Genomic DNA, 15,616 nt, shown 5'->3' with positions numbered 1-15,616 from the left:
ATGGCAGAAGAAGAAAGAAGAGAAGAAGAACAACCAAAACGTCGAATGGGTGCGTCTTTGATCACGAGCATTGTTGTTCCGCTTGTGGTTTCCGTGGCAGTGTATTTTTTGCTGCCCATGTTCCTTGGTTCGAATCAAGGCAAGCAGGGTGAAAACGTACCTTCGACCCCCGTCAGGATAAAGGCGGTTCTCATTCAGCAGGGGGAAAACCAGACCTTCCTTCTCAAAGGAGGAAGGGACGTAGTCGTGATAGATTCTCTTTCTTTCAGTGTGGGAAGCGATGCCTGCAGGGCGGCTGTAGCTGAGAAGAATGACGAGATCATGGATGCGCTCATGATGATCTTTCTCAGCAAAGATAAGAGTGAACTGAGCACCGTTCCGGGGCTAGAACTGTTGAAGCGTCAAATAAGAGATGCGGTGAACACGATCACTGGATTCGTTGGTGATAAGGAGAAATACGGGGTTCTGGATGTGTACCTGTACATCAAAGCGTTCGCAACCACCGAGTGAGGTGGTAACATGTCGGATGTTCTCAGCCAGGAAGAAATAAACCAGTTGATCGAGGCACTGATGAAGGGTGAGTTGAAGGAAGAGGACCTCCTGAAGGAAGAAGAGGAGAAAAAGGTTAAGCCTTACGATTTCAAGAGGCCGAGCAAGTTTTCCAAAGAACAGCTTCGAACCTTTCAGATGATACACGAAAACTTCGGGAGGGCCCTCTCTACGTATCTCTCAGGAAGGCTGAGAACTTTTGTGGATGTCGAAATCAGCATAGATCAGCTTACTTATGAGGAATTCATAAGATCCGTGATGATACCTTCGTTCATTGTTATCTTCACCGGCGATGTTTTTGAGGGAAGCGCCATCTTCGAAATGAGGCTGGATCTCTTCTATACCATGCTCGACATCATAATGGGAGGTCCCGGCGATAACCCTCCAAACAGACCTCCCACGGAGATAGAAACCTCCATAATGAGAAAAGAAGTGACCAACATGTTAACCCTTCTTGCTCAGGCCTGGAGTGATTTTCAATATTTCATTCCTTCGATAGAGAATGTGGAGACGAATCCTCAATTCGTTCAGATCGTGCCGCCCAATGAAATCGTTCTTCTTGTAACCGCCTCCGTTTCCTGGGGCGAATTTACAAGCTTTATCAACGTGTGCTGGCCGTTTTCACTTCTTGAACCTTTGCTTGAGAAACTTTCAGATCGATTCTGGATGATGGGAAGAAAACCCGAAAAAGTTGAAGAGAGAATGGAAGAGCTCAGAAAAGCTTCCCAAAAGATACCTGTGACTGTCCAGGCGGTGATAGGAGAAACTGAGTTGAGATTGAAGGAAATTCTGGATCTGGAAGTGGGAGACGTCATAAGGCTCGGCACTCACTACAAAGATGAGATAAGAATAGACGTTGAGGGAAGGCCCAAGTTCAGGGGAATTCCCGGAACGTTCAAGGGAAAGTACGCAGTGAAGGTGACCGGTGAATTCACCAACGGAGGTGAATACGAATGACGGAACATGAATTCCTCTCTCAGGAAGAGATAGACAAGCTTCTTAGCGGTTCTGACACTGGTGGTGTCCTCACTCCCGAAGAAAAGGACATGATAGGCGAGATAGGAAACATCGCAATGGGGAGTGCTGCCACGACGCTCTCGATGATTCTCGGAAGGGATATTCACATCACCGTTCCAACTGTTCGGGAAGAAAAGATGAAGAACGTCAAGAGTGACTTCAGTGGTGAGCAGGTAGTGGTGAGTGTGGAATACACGGAGGGGCTCGAAGGTTTAAACGTACTTGTCCTCGATAAAAAGCTCGTGGCAGTGATAGCTGACCTCATGATGGGGGGAAGTGGAGAGGTAGAAACCGAGGAACTGGACGAGATCAAACTCAGTGCGGTTGGAGAAGCGATGAATCAGATGATGGGAAGCGCTGCAACGTCGCTTTCTGAACTTCTGGGAATAACCATCAATATCTCTCCGCCAAAGGTGGAGATATTGAATTTCGATGATCCAAGCACTCAGTTTCCACCGGTGACCGACAATCCGGAGAAAGATGTTGCCGTTGTCGAATTCGAAATGGAGATAGAGGGACTTCCGAAGTCGAAGTTCTACCAGGTGATAAGCGCCGATCTGGTGAAGAAGATGTACGAGTATTTCACGAAAAAACAATCCGAAGCTAAAGGCAGTGAGAAAAAAGAAGAAAAGAAAGAGGAGAAAAAGGTGAAGGTCGAACCGGTAGAATTCGCCGAGTTGAAACCTTCTGAAACCAGAAAAACCGAAGTACCGAGTGACAAGCTGGAACTGCTTCTCGATATTCCTCTCAGAGTCACAGTGGAACTTGGAAGAACGCGAATGACCCTGAAACGAGTTCTGGAAATGATCCCCGGCTCTATAATAGAGCTGGACAAACTCACGGGCGAGCCTGTGGATATCCTTGTAAACGGAAAGCTCATCGCCCGCGGAGAAGTTGTCGTGATAGATGAAAACTTTGGGGTGAGGATAACAGAGATCGTGAGTCCAAAAGAAAGGCTCGAGCTTCTCAACGAATGATGTTTTCCAGTCCCCAGGTCAGAAGTTCCGGGTGTTCCCTGTTGATGAAATTCGGGTCTTCCAGGAGTTCTGAGTGTTTTATACTGCCTTCTCTGAAGCGCAGGACTTTTGAGATGTAGTTTTTCATGTTCCTGATATCTTCGATGGTGCCCACTTTTCCGTGACCCGGTACGAAGTAATCTGCCCGTATTTTTTCGATTTCGCTGAGCGCTTCTATCCATTCGAAGAGGTCACTGTCCGTGACTATTTCAGCATGGATGCCGGTTGTCAGAAGGTCCCCGCAGATGACGATTTTTTCGTTCTTCAAAACGAAGATCGAAGAATCCGGAGTGTGTCCTCCCAGGTGAACCGCTTCCACCACGATGTCTCCAAATCTGTAATTTTCTCTTTCGGAGAAGGTCTCATCTGGAAACTTCAAAGAAACCTCCACTCCGATCTTTCTTATGTACTCTTCATCCATTTCTTCCAGGGCTTTTCTGGTGAGACTGTGGGATATGATCCTGTCAAAAACCTCGTTCCCGAAGGTGTGGTCAGGATGGTAATGCGTGTTGAAAACAACAGCAATATCTTTGCCCAGAATTTCTGTGGTGAATTCTTTGATCTTCCTTGCCTTTTCAGGAAAAAGTGTTGAATCGAAGAGTACACAGAATTTCTTTCCACAGACAAGCACACTGTTCGCCGACGTTCCTGTTCCTATCACGAACACTCTGTCGGAAAGATTCGTGATCATCTTTTCACCTCGTGTAGTATAATTCTCCAAGAGTATTCTTCTACACAATGAGGTGATTTTCCTTGGCAACGGCCTTTCTCTGGGGATACTACGGCTTTGACAACTTCGGGGATGAATTGATGTTCAAGGCGTGTGTGAATCTTCTGAAAGAGCTGGGATTCGGGACCATATACACACCCCTGCCGAAGGGGAAAAAATCCATGGGGATCACCTCTGTCGATAGATATTCGCTCAAGATACTCTCTCTTTTGAAGAAATCTCAAGTTTCCATAGCGGGTGGAGGGGGATTGTTTCAGGACGTTACCAGTTTCCGGAGTCTTCTCTACTATTACTCTCTTTCAAAAGCTTCACTTCTCATGAACAAACCTCTCATATTCTTTGGAAACAGCGTGGGACCGTTGAGAAGGAAGCTTTCAAAAAAGCTCGTGTGGGACGTTTTCAAAGATAAAAGGACTGTTTTCATAGCTCGCGATCCTGCTTCTTACAGGTACATCAAAATGATTGGTGGAAATGCGGTGCTCGGAACGGATCCAGCTATAATCCACCTCATGGAGTCCGATATGGAAAGAAATACCGAAAAGAAAGCGGTGTTTTTCCTGAAATCTCCGATGGATGTGTCGTATATATTGAAGAGCCTCAAGGATCAGGGAATCAACGACTTTGTCATATCAACGGCTTTTCCAGGGGATCACTCCTATCTTCCACCTCTCAGAAATGGAGAGAACTTGCTCGAAGAGATAGTGAGTTCGTCCATTGTGATAACGGAGAGGTTCCACCCGGCGCTTGTGGCAGCGTATTTCGAAGTACCGTTCATTATCGTCGATTGTCAAAAAGCGAGAAGATTTTTCACAAGATACACAAAAGAGGATCATTTCTTTTCAAAGAGAGATCCTCTGGAAATCTCTTTGAAGGTTCCCGTTGTGTTGAAGAAAGAATTGAAGCTGAAAGAGAAAATGAAAAACGACGCTATCGAGATGAAGGAGATGCTGAAAGGAGTCCTGAAAGGATGGTGAACATGAGGATAATCGTTCCCACACTGAGCAACATACTCACAGGGTTTCTCGCAGTGCTCATAGTCGCTACTCCCAGAGAGTACATCAAAGGCTTTGTAGCCTACAAACTCGGTGATACCACACCAAAACAGGCCGGAAGGCTTTCTCTGAACCCCTTTGTTCATCTCGATCCACTGGGAACGATCTCTTTCATCCTCTTCGAGTTCGGGTGGACGAGATCCGTGCCCATTCGCTATTGGAAGCTCAAAAACAAAAAGAAGGATCTTTTGAAAATCTCGCTGCTCGGTCCTGCCGTTAGCTTCATCCTTTTCTTTCTTTGTGGATTGATCGCCTCGCATCTTCCCGAGGAGGATTTCTGGTGGTTTCTCATGGTGAAGGCCGCAAAGTACAACCTCACGTACGCGCTCTTTTCTCTTTTTCCCATACCTCCTCTCGATGGAAGCAAGATTCTCGCTTCTCTTCTTCCCGACAAGTATATGGAGTGGCTGGTAAAATACGAGGTGTACGGGGTTCTCTTCATGATCGCTCTGCTCGTGCTCTGGATAATACCACTCGTTATGAATCCCTTTGTGAGGTTCATCGATGGTTTTGTCTGGATGATCGTGAGGTGATTCTTTTGATAGTACTCAGATATCCCGTGTCTCTGAACGTCATAAGAAAGTTGAAGACAGGAGATGTTGTCTACTACACGGGAAAGATCGTTGTTATGGACAGAAGCGTTGTGGACGTCCTTGAAAAATACGAAAGATACGAAGGAACAAAGCTCTACGATCTGACGGGAGAAATAGCGGTATTGGGAACGTTCAGGAAGAACAAGCTTCAGTTTCAAGAGATGAGTGAAGAGCTCCTGGAAAAACTCTTTCTCTTGGGAGTGAACGGCGTGATTCTGGAGAAAGTGCATCCTTTTTCTGCAACGAAGAGGTTTTCCAGGGTGGTGTTCGAGCCCCTCGAAGAAGTCATGGGAACGAGGAGGGTGATTTATAAAACTCCGGACAACAAGAAACTCGAGGAACTGGAAGTGGAAAAGCTGATTCTCCGTGTGGTACAGGACTCTTCCGGCAAGGTCTACTCGAAGGTTTAGATCCCCAGTTCTTTCTTGAACTCTTCGTACGTTTCCAGTATCTTTCGTGCGTAGGACTTTCTGCTGTTTCCACCGTTGTAGTACTCGAGTGCCAGTCTCAAGTTGTTGAATTTGTCGAAGAGGTACTTCAAATAATGGGCTCCGTACTTTATGTTCAACCGGTAGTTCCACACGAGCTCTGTCCAGCCTGACTCTGGGATTTCCAGACCGTACAAGTTCGCCACCATCTCCGCCGTCTCTTTCTTTATCTGCATCATGCCGAGTTCTCCGTACAAGCCCACAACATTTCTGAAGTCGCTTTCCACATCTATGACGGATATTATGAGAATAGGATCGAAATTCGTCTCTTTTGCCACGTTGTTTATCGTTTTCCACAGGTCTTCGAGGAATTCTTCATCGCTTTTCAGTTTGTAGGAGGCTCTTCTTGATCTGACCAGTTCTTTGAACCATTCCTTCACCGCGATGGAGTTGATCTCGCGAAAGGAAATATTGTTTTCAGAAGGAACGGTGCTCAAAAAAACAGGAATCACCACGAGCACCAGGATCAGGATAGTTATTTTTTTCACGATTTTCCTCCTCTGTTCAATCATTCTTAATGTCTCCTCTGGTATAATAAGAGCTGGATGCAATTTGATTATAACACGGGGGGATTCTGTGGAAGTTCTTTACAGGAAGTACAGACCAAAGACTTTTTCTGAGGTTGTCGATCAGGATCATGTGAAGAAGGCAATAATCGGTGCTATTCAGAAGAACAGCGTGGCCCACGGATACATATTCGCCGGTCCGAGGGGAACGGGGAAGACTACTCTTGCCAGAATTCTCGCAAAATCACTGAACTGTGAAAACAGAAAGGGAGTTGAACCCTGCAACTCCTGCAGAGCCTGCAGAGAGATAGACGAGGGAACTTTCATGGACGTGATAGAACTCGACGCGGCTTCCAACAGAGGAATAGACGAGATCAGAAGAATCAGAGACGCCGTTGGATACAGGCCGATGGAAGGCAAATACAAAGTCTACATAATAGACGAAGTTCACATGCTCACGAAAGAAGCCTTCAACGCGCTTCTCAAAACACTCGAAGAACCTCCCTCCCACGTCGTGTTCGTGCTGGCAACGACAAACCTTGAGAAGGTTCCTCCCACGATCATCTCGAGATGTCAGGTTTTCGAGTTCAGAAACATTCCCGACGAGCTCATCGAAAAGAGGCTCCAGGAAGTTGCGGAGGCTGAAGGAATAGAGATAGACAGGGAAGCCCTGAGTTTCATCGCAAAAAGGGCCTCTGGAGGATTGAGAGACGCGCTCACCATGCTCGAACAGGTGTGGAAGTTCTCGGAAGGAAAGATAGATCTCGAGACGGTACACAGAGCGCTCGGGTTGATACCGATACAGGTTGTTCGCGATTACGTGAACGCCATTTTTTCAGGTGATGTGAAAAGGGTCTTCACCGTTCTCGACGACGTCTATTACAGCGGGAAGGACTACGAGGTGCTCATTCAGGAAGCGGTCGAGGATCTGGTCGAAGACCTGGAAAGGGAGAGAGGGGTTTACCAGGTTTCAGCGAACGATATAGTTCAGGTTTCGAGACAACTTCTGAATCTTCTGAGAGAGATAAAGTTCGCCGAAGAAAAACGACTCGTCTGTAAAGTGGGTTCGGCTTACATAGCGACGAGGTTCTCCACCACAAACGTTCAGGAAAACGATGTCAGAGAAAAAAACGACAATTCAAACGTGCAGCAGAAAGAAGAGAAGAAAGAGTCAGTGAAAGCAAAAGAAGAAAAACAGGAAGACAGCGAGTTCGAGAAACGTTTCAAAGAACTCATGGAAGAACTGAAAGAAAAGGGCGATCTCTCTATCTTTGTCGCTCTCAGCCTCTCAGAGGTGCAGTTTGACGGAGAAAAGGTGATTATTTCTTTTGATTCATCGAAAGCTATGCATTACGAGTTGATGAAGAAAAAACTGCCTGAGCTGGAAAACATCTTTTCCAGAAAACTCGGGAAAAAAGTAGAAGTTGAACTTCGACTGATGGGAAAAGAAGAAACAATCGAGAAGGTTTCTCAGAAGATCCTGAGATTGTTTGAACAGGAGGGATAATTTGAAAAAGATCAAGAGTTTTGGTGGAAAGAGTCTGGGTGGGGGAAAGCAGGAAAAGATTTTGAAGGACTTCGCCAGAATGCAGGAGGAGCTCCAGAAAAAATCCAGGAACTCGAAGAGAGTTTTTCACAGATAGAAGTGGAGGCTTCCGTTGGTGGAGGGGCCGTCAGAATCGTTGCAACCTGTGATAGGAGAGTCAAGGATATAGAAATAGACGAGGATTTGAAAGAAGACTTCGATACGTTGAAGGATCTTCTGATAGCGGGAATGAACGAAGTCATGGAAAAGATCGAGAAACGCCGTGAAGAGGAGATGAGCAAAATAACTCAGCAATTTGGAATACCAGGATTGATGTGAGAAGGAGGGAAAGAGCATGGCAAGAGTGGCTATTAACGGTTTCGGTAGGATAGGAAGGCTCGTCTACAGGATCATCTACGAAAGAAAGAATCCCGACATCGAAGTAGTGGCTATTAACGATTTGACAGACACCAAGACCCTTGCACACCTTCTGAAGTACGACTCCGTTCACAAGAAGTTCCCCGGTAAAGTCGAGTACACCGAGAACTCTCTGATCGTCGATGGAAAAGAGATCAAGGTCTTCGCGGAACCCGATCCTTCGAAACTGCCCTGGAAGGACCTCGGTGTTGACTTCGTGATCGAATCCACCGGTGTCTTCAGAAACAGAGAAAAGGCAGAACTTCACCTGCAGGCTGGAGCGAAGAAAGTCATCATCACAGCGCCCGCCAAGGGAGAAGACATCACCGTTGTTATCGGTTGTAACGAAGACCAGCTGAAACCCGAACACACCATCATCTCCTGTGCGTCCTGTACAACCAACTCCATCGCACCCATCGTGAAGGTGCTCCATGAGAAGTTCGGAATCGTCAGCGGAATGCTCACGACTGTTCACTCTTACACGAACGACCAGAGAGTTCTCGACCTGCCTCACAAAGATCTGAGAAGGGCAAGAGCAGCTGCGGTAAACATCATCCCAACAACCACGGGTGCCGCAAAAGCAGTTGCACTCGTTGTTCCTGAAGTGAAGGGCAAACTTGATGGTCTCGCTCTCAGAGTTCCAACTCCCGACGGATCCATCACCGATCTCACAGTACTGGTCGAAAAGGAAACCACGATTGAAGAAGTCAACGCTGTCATGAAAGAAGCCACAGAGGGAAGACTCAAGGGAATCATCGGATACAACGATGAACCCATCGTGAGCAGCGACATCATTGGAACGACGTTCTCCGGTATCTTCGATGCCACAATCACCAACGTTATCGGTGGAAAGCTCGTGAAGGTGGCTTCCTGGTACGACAACGAGTACGGATACAGCAACAGAGTTGTCGATACACTCGAATTGCTCCTCAAGATGTGAAGAACGGGCGGGTTTTCCCGCCCTTCTCAGACTCAAAAAGGGGGTGCGAACATGGAAAAAATGACCATAAGAGATGTTGATCTGAAAGGCAAGAGAGTCATAATGAGAGTGGACTTCAACGTTCCAGTGAAAGATGGGGTCGTTCAGGACGACACGAGAATAAGAGCCGCCCTTCCAACGATAAAGTACGCTCTTGAACAGGGGGCAAAGGTGATATTCCTGTCCCATCTTGGAAGGCCCAAGGGAGAACCTTCACCAGAGTTCAGCCTCGCACCTGTCGCCAAAAGACTCTCTGAGCTTCTTGGAAAAGAAGTGAAGTTTGTTCCCGCTGTTGTCGGTGACGAGGTGAAAAAGGCCGTCGAGGAGCTCAAAGAGGGAGAGGTTCTCCTCCTTGAAAACACCAGATTCCACCCGGGAGAGACCAAGAACGATCCTGAACTTGCAAAGTTCTGGGCTAGCCTCGCCGATATCCACGTGAACGATGCCTTTGGAACAGCGCACAGGGCGCACGCTTCCAACGTTGGGATTGCGCAGTTCATTCCCAGCGTAGCGGGATTCCTCATGGAAAAAGAGATAAAGTTCCTTTCCAAGGTGACTTATAATCCAGAAAAACCGTACGTTGTGGTTCTTGGAGGGGCAAAGGTATCTGACAAGATCGGCGTCATCACGAACCTCATGGAGAAAGCCGACAGAATTCTCATAGGTGGAGCCATGATGTTCACCTTCCTGAAGGCTCTTGGCAAAGAGGTTGGATCGTCCAGGGTTGAAGAAGACAAGATCGACCTTGCAAAAGAACTCCTCGAAAAAGCGAAAGAAAAAGGTGTTGAGATCGTTCTTCCCGTTGATGCCGTTATCGCTCAGAAGATCGAACCCGGTGTGGAAAAGAAGGTTGTCAGAATCGACGACGGAATACCCGAAGGATGGATGGGACTCGACATCGGACCTGAGACAGTAGAACTCTTCAAGCAGAAGCTCTCCGATGCAAAAACCGTTGTCTGGAACGGGCCTATGGGAGTCTTCGAAATAGACGATTTCGCTGAAGGCACGAAGCAGGTCGCACTTGCGATCGCAGCGCTCACGGAAAAGGGAGCGATCACCGTTGTGGGTGGAGGAGACAGCGCAGCGGCGGTGAACAAGTTCGGTCTGGAAGACAAATTCTCCCACGTTTCAACGGGTGGAGGAGCTTCGCTCGAATTCCTTGAAGGGAAAGAACTTCCTGGCATCGCCAGCATCGCGGATAAAAAAAAATAACACGTAAGCTGATCCTCGCTGGAAACTGGAAGATGCACAAAACGATCGCGGAAGCGAAAAAGTTTGTGTCGCTACTTGTGAACGAGCTTCACGACGTGAAAGAGTTCGAAATAGTGGTCTGTCCCCCGTTCACTGCTCTGTCTGAAGTAGGGGAAATACTCTCGGGTAGGAACATCAAATTGGGAGCTCAAAACGTTTTCTACGAAGACCAGGGAGCGTTCACCGGGGAGATTTCTCCTCTCATGCTGCAAGAGATCGGCGTTGAATACGTGATCGTGGGACATTCCGAGAGAAGGCGCATTTTCAAAGAAGACGACGAGCTCATAAACAGGAAAGTGAAAGCGGTGCTTGAAAAAGGTATGACTCCTATTCTCTGCGTTGGAGAAACACTCGAGGAAAGAGAGAAAGGACTCACTTTCTGTGTTGTGGAAAAACAGGTGAGAGAAGGTTTCTACGGTCTCGACAAAGAGGAAGCAAAGAAAGTGGTAATAGCTTACGAGCCAGTCTGGGCAATCGGGACAGGAAGGGTGGCGACACCACAGCAAGCACAGGAAGTACACGCGTTCATAAGAAAGCTGCTCTCGGAGATGTACGATGGGGAAACGGCTGAATCGATAAGGATTCTCTATGGTGGAAGCATAAAACCGGACAATTTCCTCGGTCTCATTGTTCAGAAAGATATAGATGGCGGTCTCGTTGGAGGAGCGAGTCTCAAAGAGTCTTTCATAGAACTTGCACGAATAATGAGAGGTGTGATTTCCTGAGGCCCCGCCCCGCGGGGTCTCGATTTTTGGGAGGAGGTATTCGGACATGTCTCTAAAGGAGAAACTAATGTCAGATCTGAAAGAAGCAATGAAAAACAAGGACATGGTGAGGGTGAACACCCTTCGTATGATACTCACAACCTTGAAGAACCTGGAAGTGGAGAAGATGAAGGAAGCCACGGATGAAGAAGTAACGGAAGCATTGATGAGGGAAGCCAAGAAAAGAAGAGAAGCTATAGAGGAGTACGAAAAGCACGGTAGAGAAGAACTCGCGGAGGCGGAAAGAAAGGAACTGGAAATCATAGAGTCGTACCTTCCAAAACAACTTTCGGAGGACGAGATAAGAAAGATCGTCATGGAAGCGATAAACGAGGTGGGTGCGTCTTCCCCAAAGGATCTGGGAAAGGTCATGAAGGTAGTGATGCCAAAGGTGAAGGGAAGAGCGGATGGAAAACTTGTGAACAAGATGGTCAGAGAGATTCTGGAATCGTTATGAAGTTCGACCCCGATATCATCAGATGTGTCGAAATAGTGGACGCGGGACCTCAGCACAGACCCACTCACGCTTCTTCTCTTCTTGTGTGGTACACGAGGCCGTCTAAGAACGTCAGAAGCGTTCTTGAACTTGGAAGCGGTGTGGGAACGGTGAGTTTTGCCCTCGCAAAGCTCTACAACGTGAAAGTGGTCGGAGTGGAAAAAGAAAAGGAGCTGTACGAAAAAGCACTCGAAGGTATCTCGTTGAACAAACTCGAAGAAAGAGTCTCTTTCGTGAACTCCTCTGTGGAAGAACTTTCCTTTCCTCCGGAATCTTTCGATATGGTTGTTTCGAATCCTCCTCATCACACAAAGGTTAAGAGCCCCAACCGCTTGAGAGCTTCTACCCGGAGCATCGAAAGGAGAGACATAGAAGGATTCGTCCAGGCGACGTTTCGTTTTTTGAAAAATGGAGGAACGGCCGTCTACGTTCTCTCACCGGAGAACCTCATGGAGTGGCTGGAAATGTTTGTGTCTTTCAGACTGGAGCCCAAGAGAATGTGTTTTGTCCATGGTAAAATTGAAAAGGCTGCAACTCTTGTTCTTTTGAGATTGAGGAAAAACGGAAAAAGGGGATTGATTGTAGATCCTCCGGTGATTCTCTCATGATAGTCGGTGTGGGTATTGATGTTCTGGAGGTAGAAAGAGTTCCGGAAAAATTCGCAGAAAGAATCCTTGGTGAATCAGAGAAGAGACTGTTCCTGACGAGAAAGCGCAGGAGGGAATTCATTGCAGGGAGATTCGCTCTAAAGGAAGCTTTTTTCAAGGCTCTGGGAACGGGTTTGAATGGGCACAGCTTCACGGATGTGGAATTTCTGGAAAGCAACGGGAAACCAGTTCTGTGCGTTCATAAGGATTTCGGCTTCTTCAACTACGCTCATGTTTCACTTTCTCACGATAGATTCGCTGTGGCTCTTGTTGTTCTCGAAAAAAGAAAAGGTGATATCATTGTAGAAGGTGACGAAAGCTTTTTGAGGAAAAGGTTCGAAGTCCTTGAAAGGTCAGTCGAAGGGTGGGAGATAGAGACTTCACTCCCACCGTTTACTTTGAAGAAACTGCTGGAAAGCTCGGGTTGCAGGCTTGTGAGGTATGGTAACATCCTCATCGGAGAGTGAGAGAAATGAACATCGATGAGATAGAAAGAAAAATAGACGAAGCGATTGAGAAGGAAGACTATGAAACGCTTCTTTCTCTTTTGAATAAAAGGAAAGAGTTGATGGAAGGACTCCCAAAGGACAAACTGTCTGAGATCCTTGAAAAGGACAGAAAAAGATTGGAAATCATCGAAAAGAGAAAGACAGCGCTTTTTCAGGAGATCAATGTTATCAGAGAAGCCAGATCGTCTCTTCAAAAGAACATATGGACCAGAGGAGATACCTTAGGGAGAGGATAAAAACACGACAGGAGGGATGAACAGTAATGGAAGTGAAGGAGCTTGAAAGAGACAAAAACCGAGTTGTGCTGGAGTACGTTTTTGGAGCAGAAGAGATCGCGCAGGCCGAGGACAAAGCGGTCAGGTACTTGAACCAGAGAGTGGAGATTCCAGGATTCAGAAAAGGACGAATCCCAAAGAATGTCCTGAAGATGAAGCTCGGTGAAGAATTTCAGGAGTACACGCTCGACTTTCTCATGGACCTCATACCAGACACGCTCAAAGACAGAAAGCTCATTTTGTCTCCTATAGTGACCGAAAGAGAACTGAAGGACGTCACTGCCAGAGTGGTGGTGGAGGTTCATGAAGAACCGGAAGTGAGAATAGGTGACATTTCGAAGATAGAAGTGGAAAAAGTGGACGAGGAAAAGGTCCTGGAAAAATACGTGGAAAGGAGAATAGAGGATCTCAGAGAAAGTCACGCTCTCCTCGAGCCCAAAGAAGGACCCGCTGAAGCGGGAGATCTCGTGAGAGTGAACATGGAAGTGTACAACGAGGAGGAAAAAAAACTCACCTCTCGTGAATACGAATACGTGATAAGTGAGGACGAAGACAGACCCTTTGTGAAAGACCTCGTGGGAAAGAAGAAAGGCGACGTTGTGGAAATTGAGAGGGAGTACGAGGGAAAGAAGTACACATACAAGCTCGAAGTGGAAGAAGTGTACAAACGCACCCTTCCAGAGATCGGTGATGAACTTGCAAAGTCAGTGAACAACGAATTCGAAACACTGGAACAGCTGAAAGAATCTCTGAAGAAAGAGGGAAAAGAGATCTACGATGTGGAAATGAAAGAGAGCATGAGAGAGCAACTTCTTGAGAAACTCCCTGAAATTGTGGAGATCGAGATATCTGATAGGACTCTGGAGATACTCGTTAACGAAGCAATCAACAGGTTGAAGAGAGAAGGAAGGTACGAACAGATCGTGAGTTCGTATGAGAGCGAGGAGAAATTCAGAGAAGAACTGAAGGAGAGAATTCTGGATGACATAAAGAGAGACAGAGTGATAGAGGTTCTCGCACAGGAGAAGGGGATCAGCGTGAACGATGAGGAACTCGAGAAAGAAGCGGAGGAACTCGCTCCTTTCTGGGGAATCTCTCCTGATCGTGCTAAGAGCCTTGTCAAAGCACGGCAGGACCTCAGAGAAGAATTGAGATGGGCTATTCTGAAAAGAAAAGTGCTCGATCTGTTACTTCAGGAAGTCAAGGTGAAAGTGGTTGAACCAAAAGGAGAGGGTGATGACAGTGAAGGAAAAGAAGATAATTGATCAATACGTTCCCATAGTCGTTGAGTCTACGGGAAGGTACGAGAGAGCCTACGACATCTTCTCGAGGCTCCTAAAGGACAGAATAGTTTTCCTCGGATCCCCCATAGACGACTATGTTGCAAACCTGGTCATAGCTCAACTTCTGTTTCTTGAGGCGGAGGATCCGGATAAAGACGTCTACCTCTACATAAACTCCCCCGGAGGTTCTGTGACGGCGGGACTCGCTATCTACGATACGATGCAGTACATAAAGTGTGATGTCTCAACCATATGTGTAGGACAGGCGGCTTCCATGGCGGCTGTGCTCCTCGCAGCCGGTGCAAAGGGAAAAAGGTACGCGCTTCCGAACGCTCGAATAATGATACACCAGCCGCTCGGTGGTGCTGAGGGACCTGCCAAGGATGTGGAGATCATCACGAGAGAGCTTCTGAGAATAAAAGATCTTCTCAACAGAATTCTGAGTAAACACACGGGACAGCCGATTGAAAAGATAGAAAAAGACACAGACAGAGATTTCTTCATGAGTGCAGAAGAAGCGAAAGAGTACGGGATAGTCGATAAAGTCGTCAGCACAAGAGAGTAAGGGCACCGGAAGGTGCCCTATTCTTCTGTCAATTTTTCGTTCAGAAGGTTTACGATCTTTTCTGCCCTTCCCGAGACTTCTCTTCTCAGTATTTCTTCAGGTTCGATTCTGTACACGTTGTAGTACTCCCTTGTGAGATCTAAGTCGACGTCTATCTTTGCCCCTTCTAAGGAAAAACCCGCGTAGAACCCACGTGCTATTGAATACGAATAGACGGAAGCGTCAAGATTGTAATCGGCGCTGAGTCTTCTTCCAAGGGGTCCCGCCGCGACGCTCAGTGATCCTCCCAGGGTGATGTTTCCTTCGGCGAAGGCATCGACATTTTCCATGATGACGGCTATGAGAGAAACTGATTGAAATCCTATCTGCGGACCGAAGCTCAATCCGTACATTTTCACAAACAGAGGGCCGTACCAGGTGTTCGTCTCTGGGTCTCTTTTCAAAAGCACTCCCTGGCCGTACTGTCCCCCCAGTACCCAGCCGAGTTTCAGGTATTTGGGCACGATGAATATGCCCCTGGCCCTCTCGAGAAGTGAGAGAAACGCACCACTATCAGGTTGATCGAGAAACTCTTTCAGCGCGAGGAAAGATTCATCGATTATATCAAGCGCACTTGCGAAAGAAAACAGCGAAGATGTGAGGATCGTTAAAGCAACGAGGAATCGTTTCACCTCATCACCTCCTCAGATCATCTGGAAGTACTTCTGAAGCATTTCACTGAAGAAGTCGAGGATTTTCTGCGCCATCCAGCCGCTCAGAAACAGGATCGTGAGAAACAGCACAATTATTCTTGGAGCGAACATCAGCGTCTGCTCATGGATTTGAGTGACGGCCTGAAAGATGCTGATCACAAGCCCCACGATGAGACTCACAACGAGGGGTGGTACGATGATCTCCAGCAGAAGACTTATTCCGCTTTTCATTATATCCAGAAAGACCTCAATGGTCACGGCA

20 protein-coding genes and 1 pseudogene are annotated in these 15,616 nt (G+C 47.1%); 17 read left to right on the top strand and 4 right to left on the bottom strand.

Features of this window, described 5'->3' with window-relative positions; all coding sequences use genetic code 11:
- From fliL to fliY, 3 genes are read left to right on the top strand one after another with little or no spacing between them, the layout of a single operon-like run.
- Positions 1-510, top strand: coding sequence for a flagellar basal body-associated protein FliL (gene fliL / locus TRQ2_RS01280; protein ID WP_012310415.1), 510 nt, complete (start codon positions 1-3; stop codon positions 508-510).
- A gap of 9 nt (positions 511-519) precedes the next feature.
- Complete coding sequence (fliM, locus tag TRQ2_RS01275; RefSeq protein ID WP_012310414.1) at positions 520-1,506, top strand: flagellar motor switch protein FliM; 987 nt, start codon at positions 520-522, stop codon at positions 1,504-1,506.
- Positions 1,503-2,543, top strand: a complete 1,041-nt coding sequence (gene fliY, locus TRQ2_RS01270; protein WP_012310413.1) for a flagellar motor switch phosphatase FliY — start codon at positions 1,503-1,505, stop codon at positions 2,541-2,543. The genes fliM and fliY overlap by 4 nt, the downstream gene beginning before the upstream one ends.
- On the opposite strand, the gene TRQ2_RS01265 is transcribed toward fliY, so the two are convergent.
- Positions 2,533-3,273 carry an MBL fold metallo-hydrolase gene (locus tag TRQ2_RS01265; protein ID WP_012310412.1) on the bottom strand — a complete coding sequence of 247 codons (741 nt, stop codon included), beginning with the start codon at positions 3,271-3,273 and terminating at the stop codon, positions 2,533-2,535. The genes fliY and TRQ2_RS01265 overlap by 11 nt on opposite strands.
- A gap of 62 nt (positions 3,274-3,335) precedes the next feature.
- On the opposite strand from TRQ2_RS01265, the gene csaB reads away from it, so the two are divergent.
- From csaB to TRQ2_RS01250, 3 genes are read left to right on the top strand one after another with little or no spacing between them, the layout of a single operon-like run.
- Positions 3,336-4,286, top strand: a complete 951-nt coding sequence (gene csaB / locus TRQ2_RS01260; protein WP_012310411.1) for a polysaccharide pyruvyl transferase CsaB — start codon at positions 3,336-3,338, stop codon at positions 4,284-4,286.
- Positions 4,280-4,897, top strand: coding sequence for a site-2 protease family protein (locus TRQ2_RS01255; RefSeq protein ID WP_011942920.1), 618 nt, complete (start codon positions 4,280-4,282; stop codon positions 4,895-4,897). The genes csaB and TRQ2_RS01255 overlap by 7 nt, the downstream gene beginning before the upstream one ends.
- Complete coding sequence (locus TRQ2_RS01250) at positions 4,894-5,367, top strand: tartrate dehydratase subunit beta (protein WP_011942919.1); 474 nt, start codon at positions 4,894-4,896, stop codon at positions 5,365-5,367. The genes TRQ2_RS01255 and TRQ2_RS01250 overlap by 4 nt, the downstream gene beginning before the upstream one ends.
- Here the strand turns inward: TRQ2_RS01250 and TRQ2_RS01245 are convergent.
- Entirely contained in the window at positions 5,364-5,933 is a 570-nt protein-coding gene (locus tag TRQ2_RS01245) for a lytic transglycosylase domain-containing protein (RefSeq protein WP_148202884.1), read from the bottom strand. The two genes, TRQ2_RS01250 and TRQ2_RS01245, sit on opposite strands and share 4 nt — an antisense overlap.
- Positions 5,934-6,021: 88 nt before the next feature.
- Here TRQ2_RS01245 and dnaX point away from each other — a divergent pair, with 88 nt between their 5' ends.
- From dnaX to clpP, 11 genes and pseudogenes are all read left to right on the top strand, one after another.
- Positions 6,022-7,458 (top strand): DNA polymerase III subunit gamma/tau, encoded by a 1,437-nt coding sequence (gene dnaX / locus TRQ2_RS01240; RefSeq protein ID WP_012310409.1) that lies wholly within the window; start codon positions 6,022-6,024, stop codon positions 7,456-7,458.
- Position 7,459: 1 nt separating this feature from the next.
- A pseudogene (locus TRQ2_RS01235) lies at positions 7,460-7,815 on the top strand (YbaB/EbfC family nucleoid-associated protein).
- Between the two features lie 16 nt (positions 7,816-7,831).
- On the top strand, positions 7,832-8,833 hold the full coding sequence (gene gap / locus TRQ2_RS01230; RefSeq protein WP_012310408.1) for a type I glyceraldehyde-3-phosphate dehydrogenase: 1,002 nt from the start codon (positions 7,832-7,834) through the stop codon (positions 8,831-8,833).
- Between the two features lie 51 nt (positions 8,834-8,884).
- The gene (gene pgk / locus TRQ2_RS01225) at positions 8,885-10,084 is read left to right on the top strand and encodes a phosphoglycerate kinase (protein ID WP_012310407.1); all 1,200 of its coding nucleotides are present in this window, start codon (positions 8,885-8,887) and stop codon (positions 10,082-10,084) included.
- Between the two features lie 32 nt (positions 10,085-10,116).
- Positions 10,117-10,848: a triose-phosphate isomerase gene (tpiA, locus tag TRQ2_RS01220; RefSeq protein ID WP_012310406.1), complete on the top strand. Its 732-nt coding sequence runs from the start codon at positions 10,117-10,119 to the stop codon at positions 10,846-10,848.
- Between the two features lie 46 nt (positions 10,849-10,894).
- Positions 10,895-11,344, top strand: coding sequence for a GatB/YqeY domain-containing protein (locus TRQ2_RS01215; RefSeq protein ID WP_012310405.1), 450 nt, complete (start codon positions 10,895-10,897; stop codon positions 11,342-11,344).
- Positions 11,341-11,991 (top strand): tRNA1(Val) (adenine(37)-N6)-methyltransferase, encoded by a 651-nt coding sequence (locus TRQ2_RS01210; RefSeq protein ID WP_004081068.1) that lies wholly within the window; start codon positions 11,341-11,343, stop codon positions 11,989-11,991. Before TRQ2_RS01215 ends, TRQ2_RS01210 begins: the two co-directional genes overlap by 4 nt.
- Positions 11,988-12,497 (top strand): holo-[acyl-carrier-protein] synthase, encoded by a 510-nt coding sequence (locus TRQ2_RS01205; protein ID WP_004081065.1) that lies wholly within the window; start codon positions 11,988-11,990, stop codon positions 12,495-12,497. Before TRQ2_RS01210 ends, TRQ2_RS01205 begins: the two co-directional genes overlap by 4 nt.
- A 5-nt stretch (positions 12,498-12,502) precedes the next feature.
- Positions 12,503-12,775 carry a flagellar protein FliT gene (locus TRQ2_RS01200; RefSeq protein WP_004081063.1) on the top strand — a complete coding sequence of 91 codons (273 nt, stop codon included), beginning with the start codon at positions 12,503-12,505 and terminating at the stop codon, positions 12,773-12,775.
- A gap of 26 nt (positions 12,776-12,801) precedes the next feature.
- On the top strand, positions 12,802-14,079 hold the full coding sequence (gene tig, locus TRQ2_RS01195; protein ID WP_011942908.1) for a trigger factor: 1,278 nt from the start codon (positions 12,802-12,804) through the stop codon (positions 14,077-14,079).
- Complete coding sequence (gene clpP, locus TRQ2_RS01190; protein ID WP_004081059.1) at positions 14,051-14,662, top strand: ATP-dependent Clp endopeptidase proteolytic subunit ClpP; 612 nt, start codon at positions 14,051-14,053, stop codon at positions 14,660-14,662. The genes tig and clpP overlap by 29 nt, the downstream gene beginning before the upstream one ends.
- Positions 14,663-14,679: 17 nt before the next feature.
- Here clpP and TRQ2_RS01185 read toward each other — a convergent pair whose 3' ends face one another.
- A complete protein-coding gene (locus tag TRQ2_RS01185; RefSeq protein ID WP_011942907.1) occupies positions 14,680-15,333 on the bottom strand; it encodes a YSC84-related protein in 654 nt (217 codons plus the stop codon).
- A 12-nt stretch (positions 15,334-15,345) separates the two neighbouring features.
- Positions 15,346-15,612 carry a flagellar biosynthesis protein FliQ gene (fliQ, locus tag TRQ2_RS01180; protein WP_004081052.1) on the bottom strand — a complete coding sequence of 89 codons (267 nt, stop codon included), beginning with the start codon at positions 15,610-15,612 and terminating at the stop codon, positions 15,346-15,348.
- Positions 15,613-15,616: the final 4 nt, after the last annotated feature.

It is taken from the genome of Thermotoga sp. RQ2 (assembly GCF_000019625.1).
Lineage (GTDB): Bacteria > Thermotogota > Thermotogae > Thermotogales > Thermotogaceae > Thermotoga > Thermotoga maritima.
Note: the sequence above shows the minus strand (reverse complement) of the source record. Positions and strands in the feature narration are given on the sequence as shown.

Bases quoted from the DNA above. Each gene is read 5' to 3' on its own strand.
- fliL (WP_012310415.1), top strand. From the start codon at position 1: ATGGCAGAAGAAGAAAGAAGAGAAGAAGAACAACCAAAACGTCGAATG.
- fliM (WP_012310414.1), top strand. From the start codon at position 520: ATGTCGGATGTTCTCAGCCAGGAAGAAATAAACCAGTTGATCGAGGCA.
- fliY (WP_012310413.1), top strand. From the start codon at position 1,503: ATGACGGAACATGAATTCCTCTCTCAGGAAGAGATAGACAAGCTTCTT.
- TRQ2_RS01265 (WP_012310412.1), bottom strand. From the start codon at position 3,273: ATGATCACGAATCTTTCCGACAGAGTGTTCGTGATAGGAACAGGAACG.
- TRQ2_RS01255 (WP_011942920.1), top strand. From the start codon at position 4,280: ATGGTGAACATGAGGATAATCGTTCCCACACTGAGCAACATACTCACA.
- gap (WP_012310408.1), top strand. From the start codon at position 7,832: ATGGCAAGAGTGGCTATTAACGGTTTCGGTAGGATAGGAAGGCTCGTC.
- pgk (WP_012310407.1), top strand. From the start codon at position 8,885: ATGGAAAAAATGACCATAAGAGATGTTGATCTGAAAGGCAAGAGAGTC.
- tpiA (WP_012310406.1), top strand. From the start codon at position 10,117: ATGCACAAAACGATCGCGGAAGCGAAAAAGTTTGTGTCGCTACTTGTG.
- TRQ2_RS01215 (WP_012310405.1), top strand. From the start codon at position 10,895: ATGTCTCTAAAGGAGAAACTAATGTCAGATCTGAAAGAAGCAATGAAA.
- TRQ2_RS01210 (WP_004081068.1), top strand. From the start codon at position 11,341: ATGAAGTTCGACCCCGATATCATCAGATGTGTCGAAATAGTGGACGCG.
- TRQ2_RS01205 (WP_004081065.1), top strand. From the start codon at position 11,988: ATGATAGTCGGTGTGGGTATTGATGTTCTGGAGGTAGAAAGAGTTCCG.
- TRQ2_RS01200 (WP_004081063.1), top strand. From the start codon at position 12,503: ATGAACATCGATGAGATAGAAAGAAAAATAGACGAAGCGATTGAGAAG.
- tig (WP_011942908.1), top strand. From the start codon at position 12,802: ATGGAAGTGAAGGAGCTTGAAAGAGACAAAAACCGAGTTGTGCTGGAG.
- clpP (WP_004081059.1), top strand. From the start codon at position 14,051: ATGACAGTGAAGGAAAAGAAGATAATTGATCAATACGTTCCCATAGTC.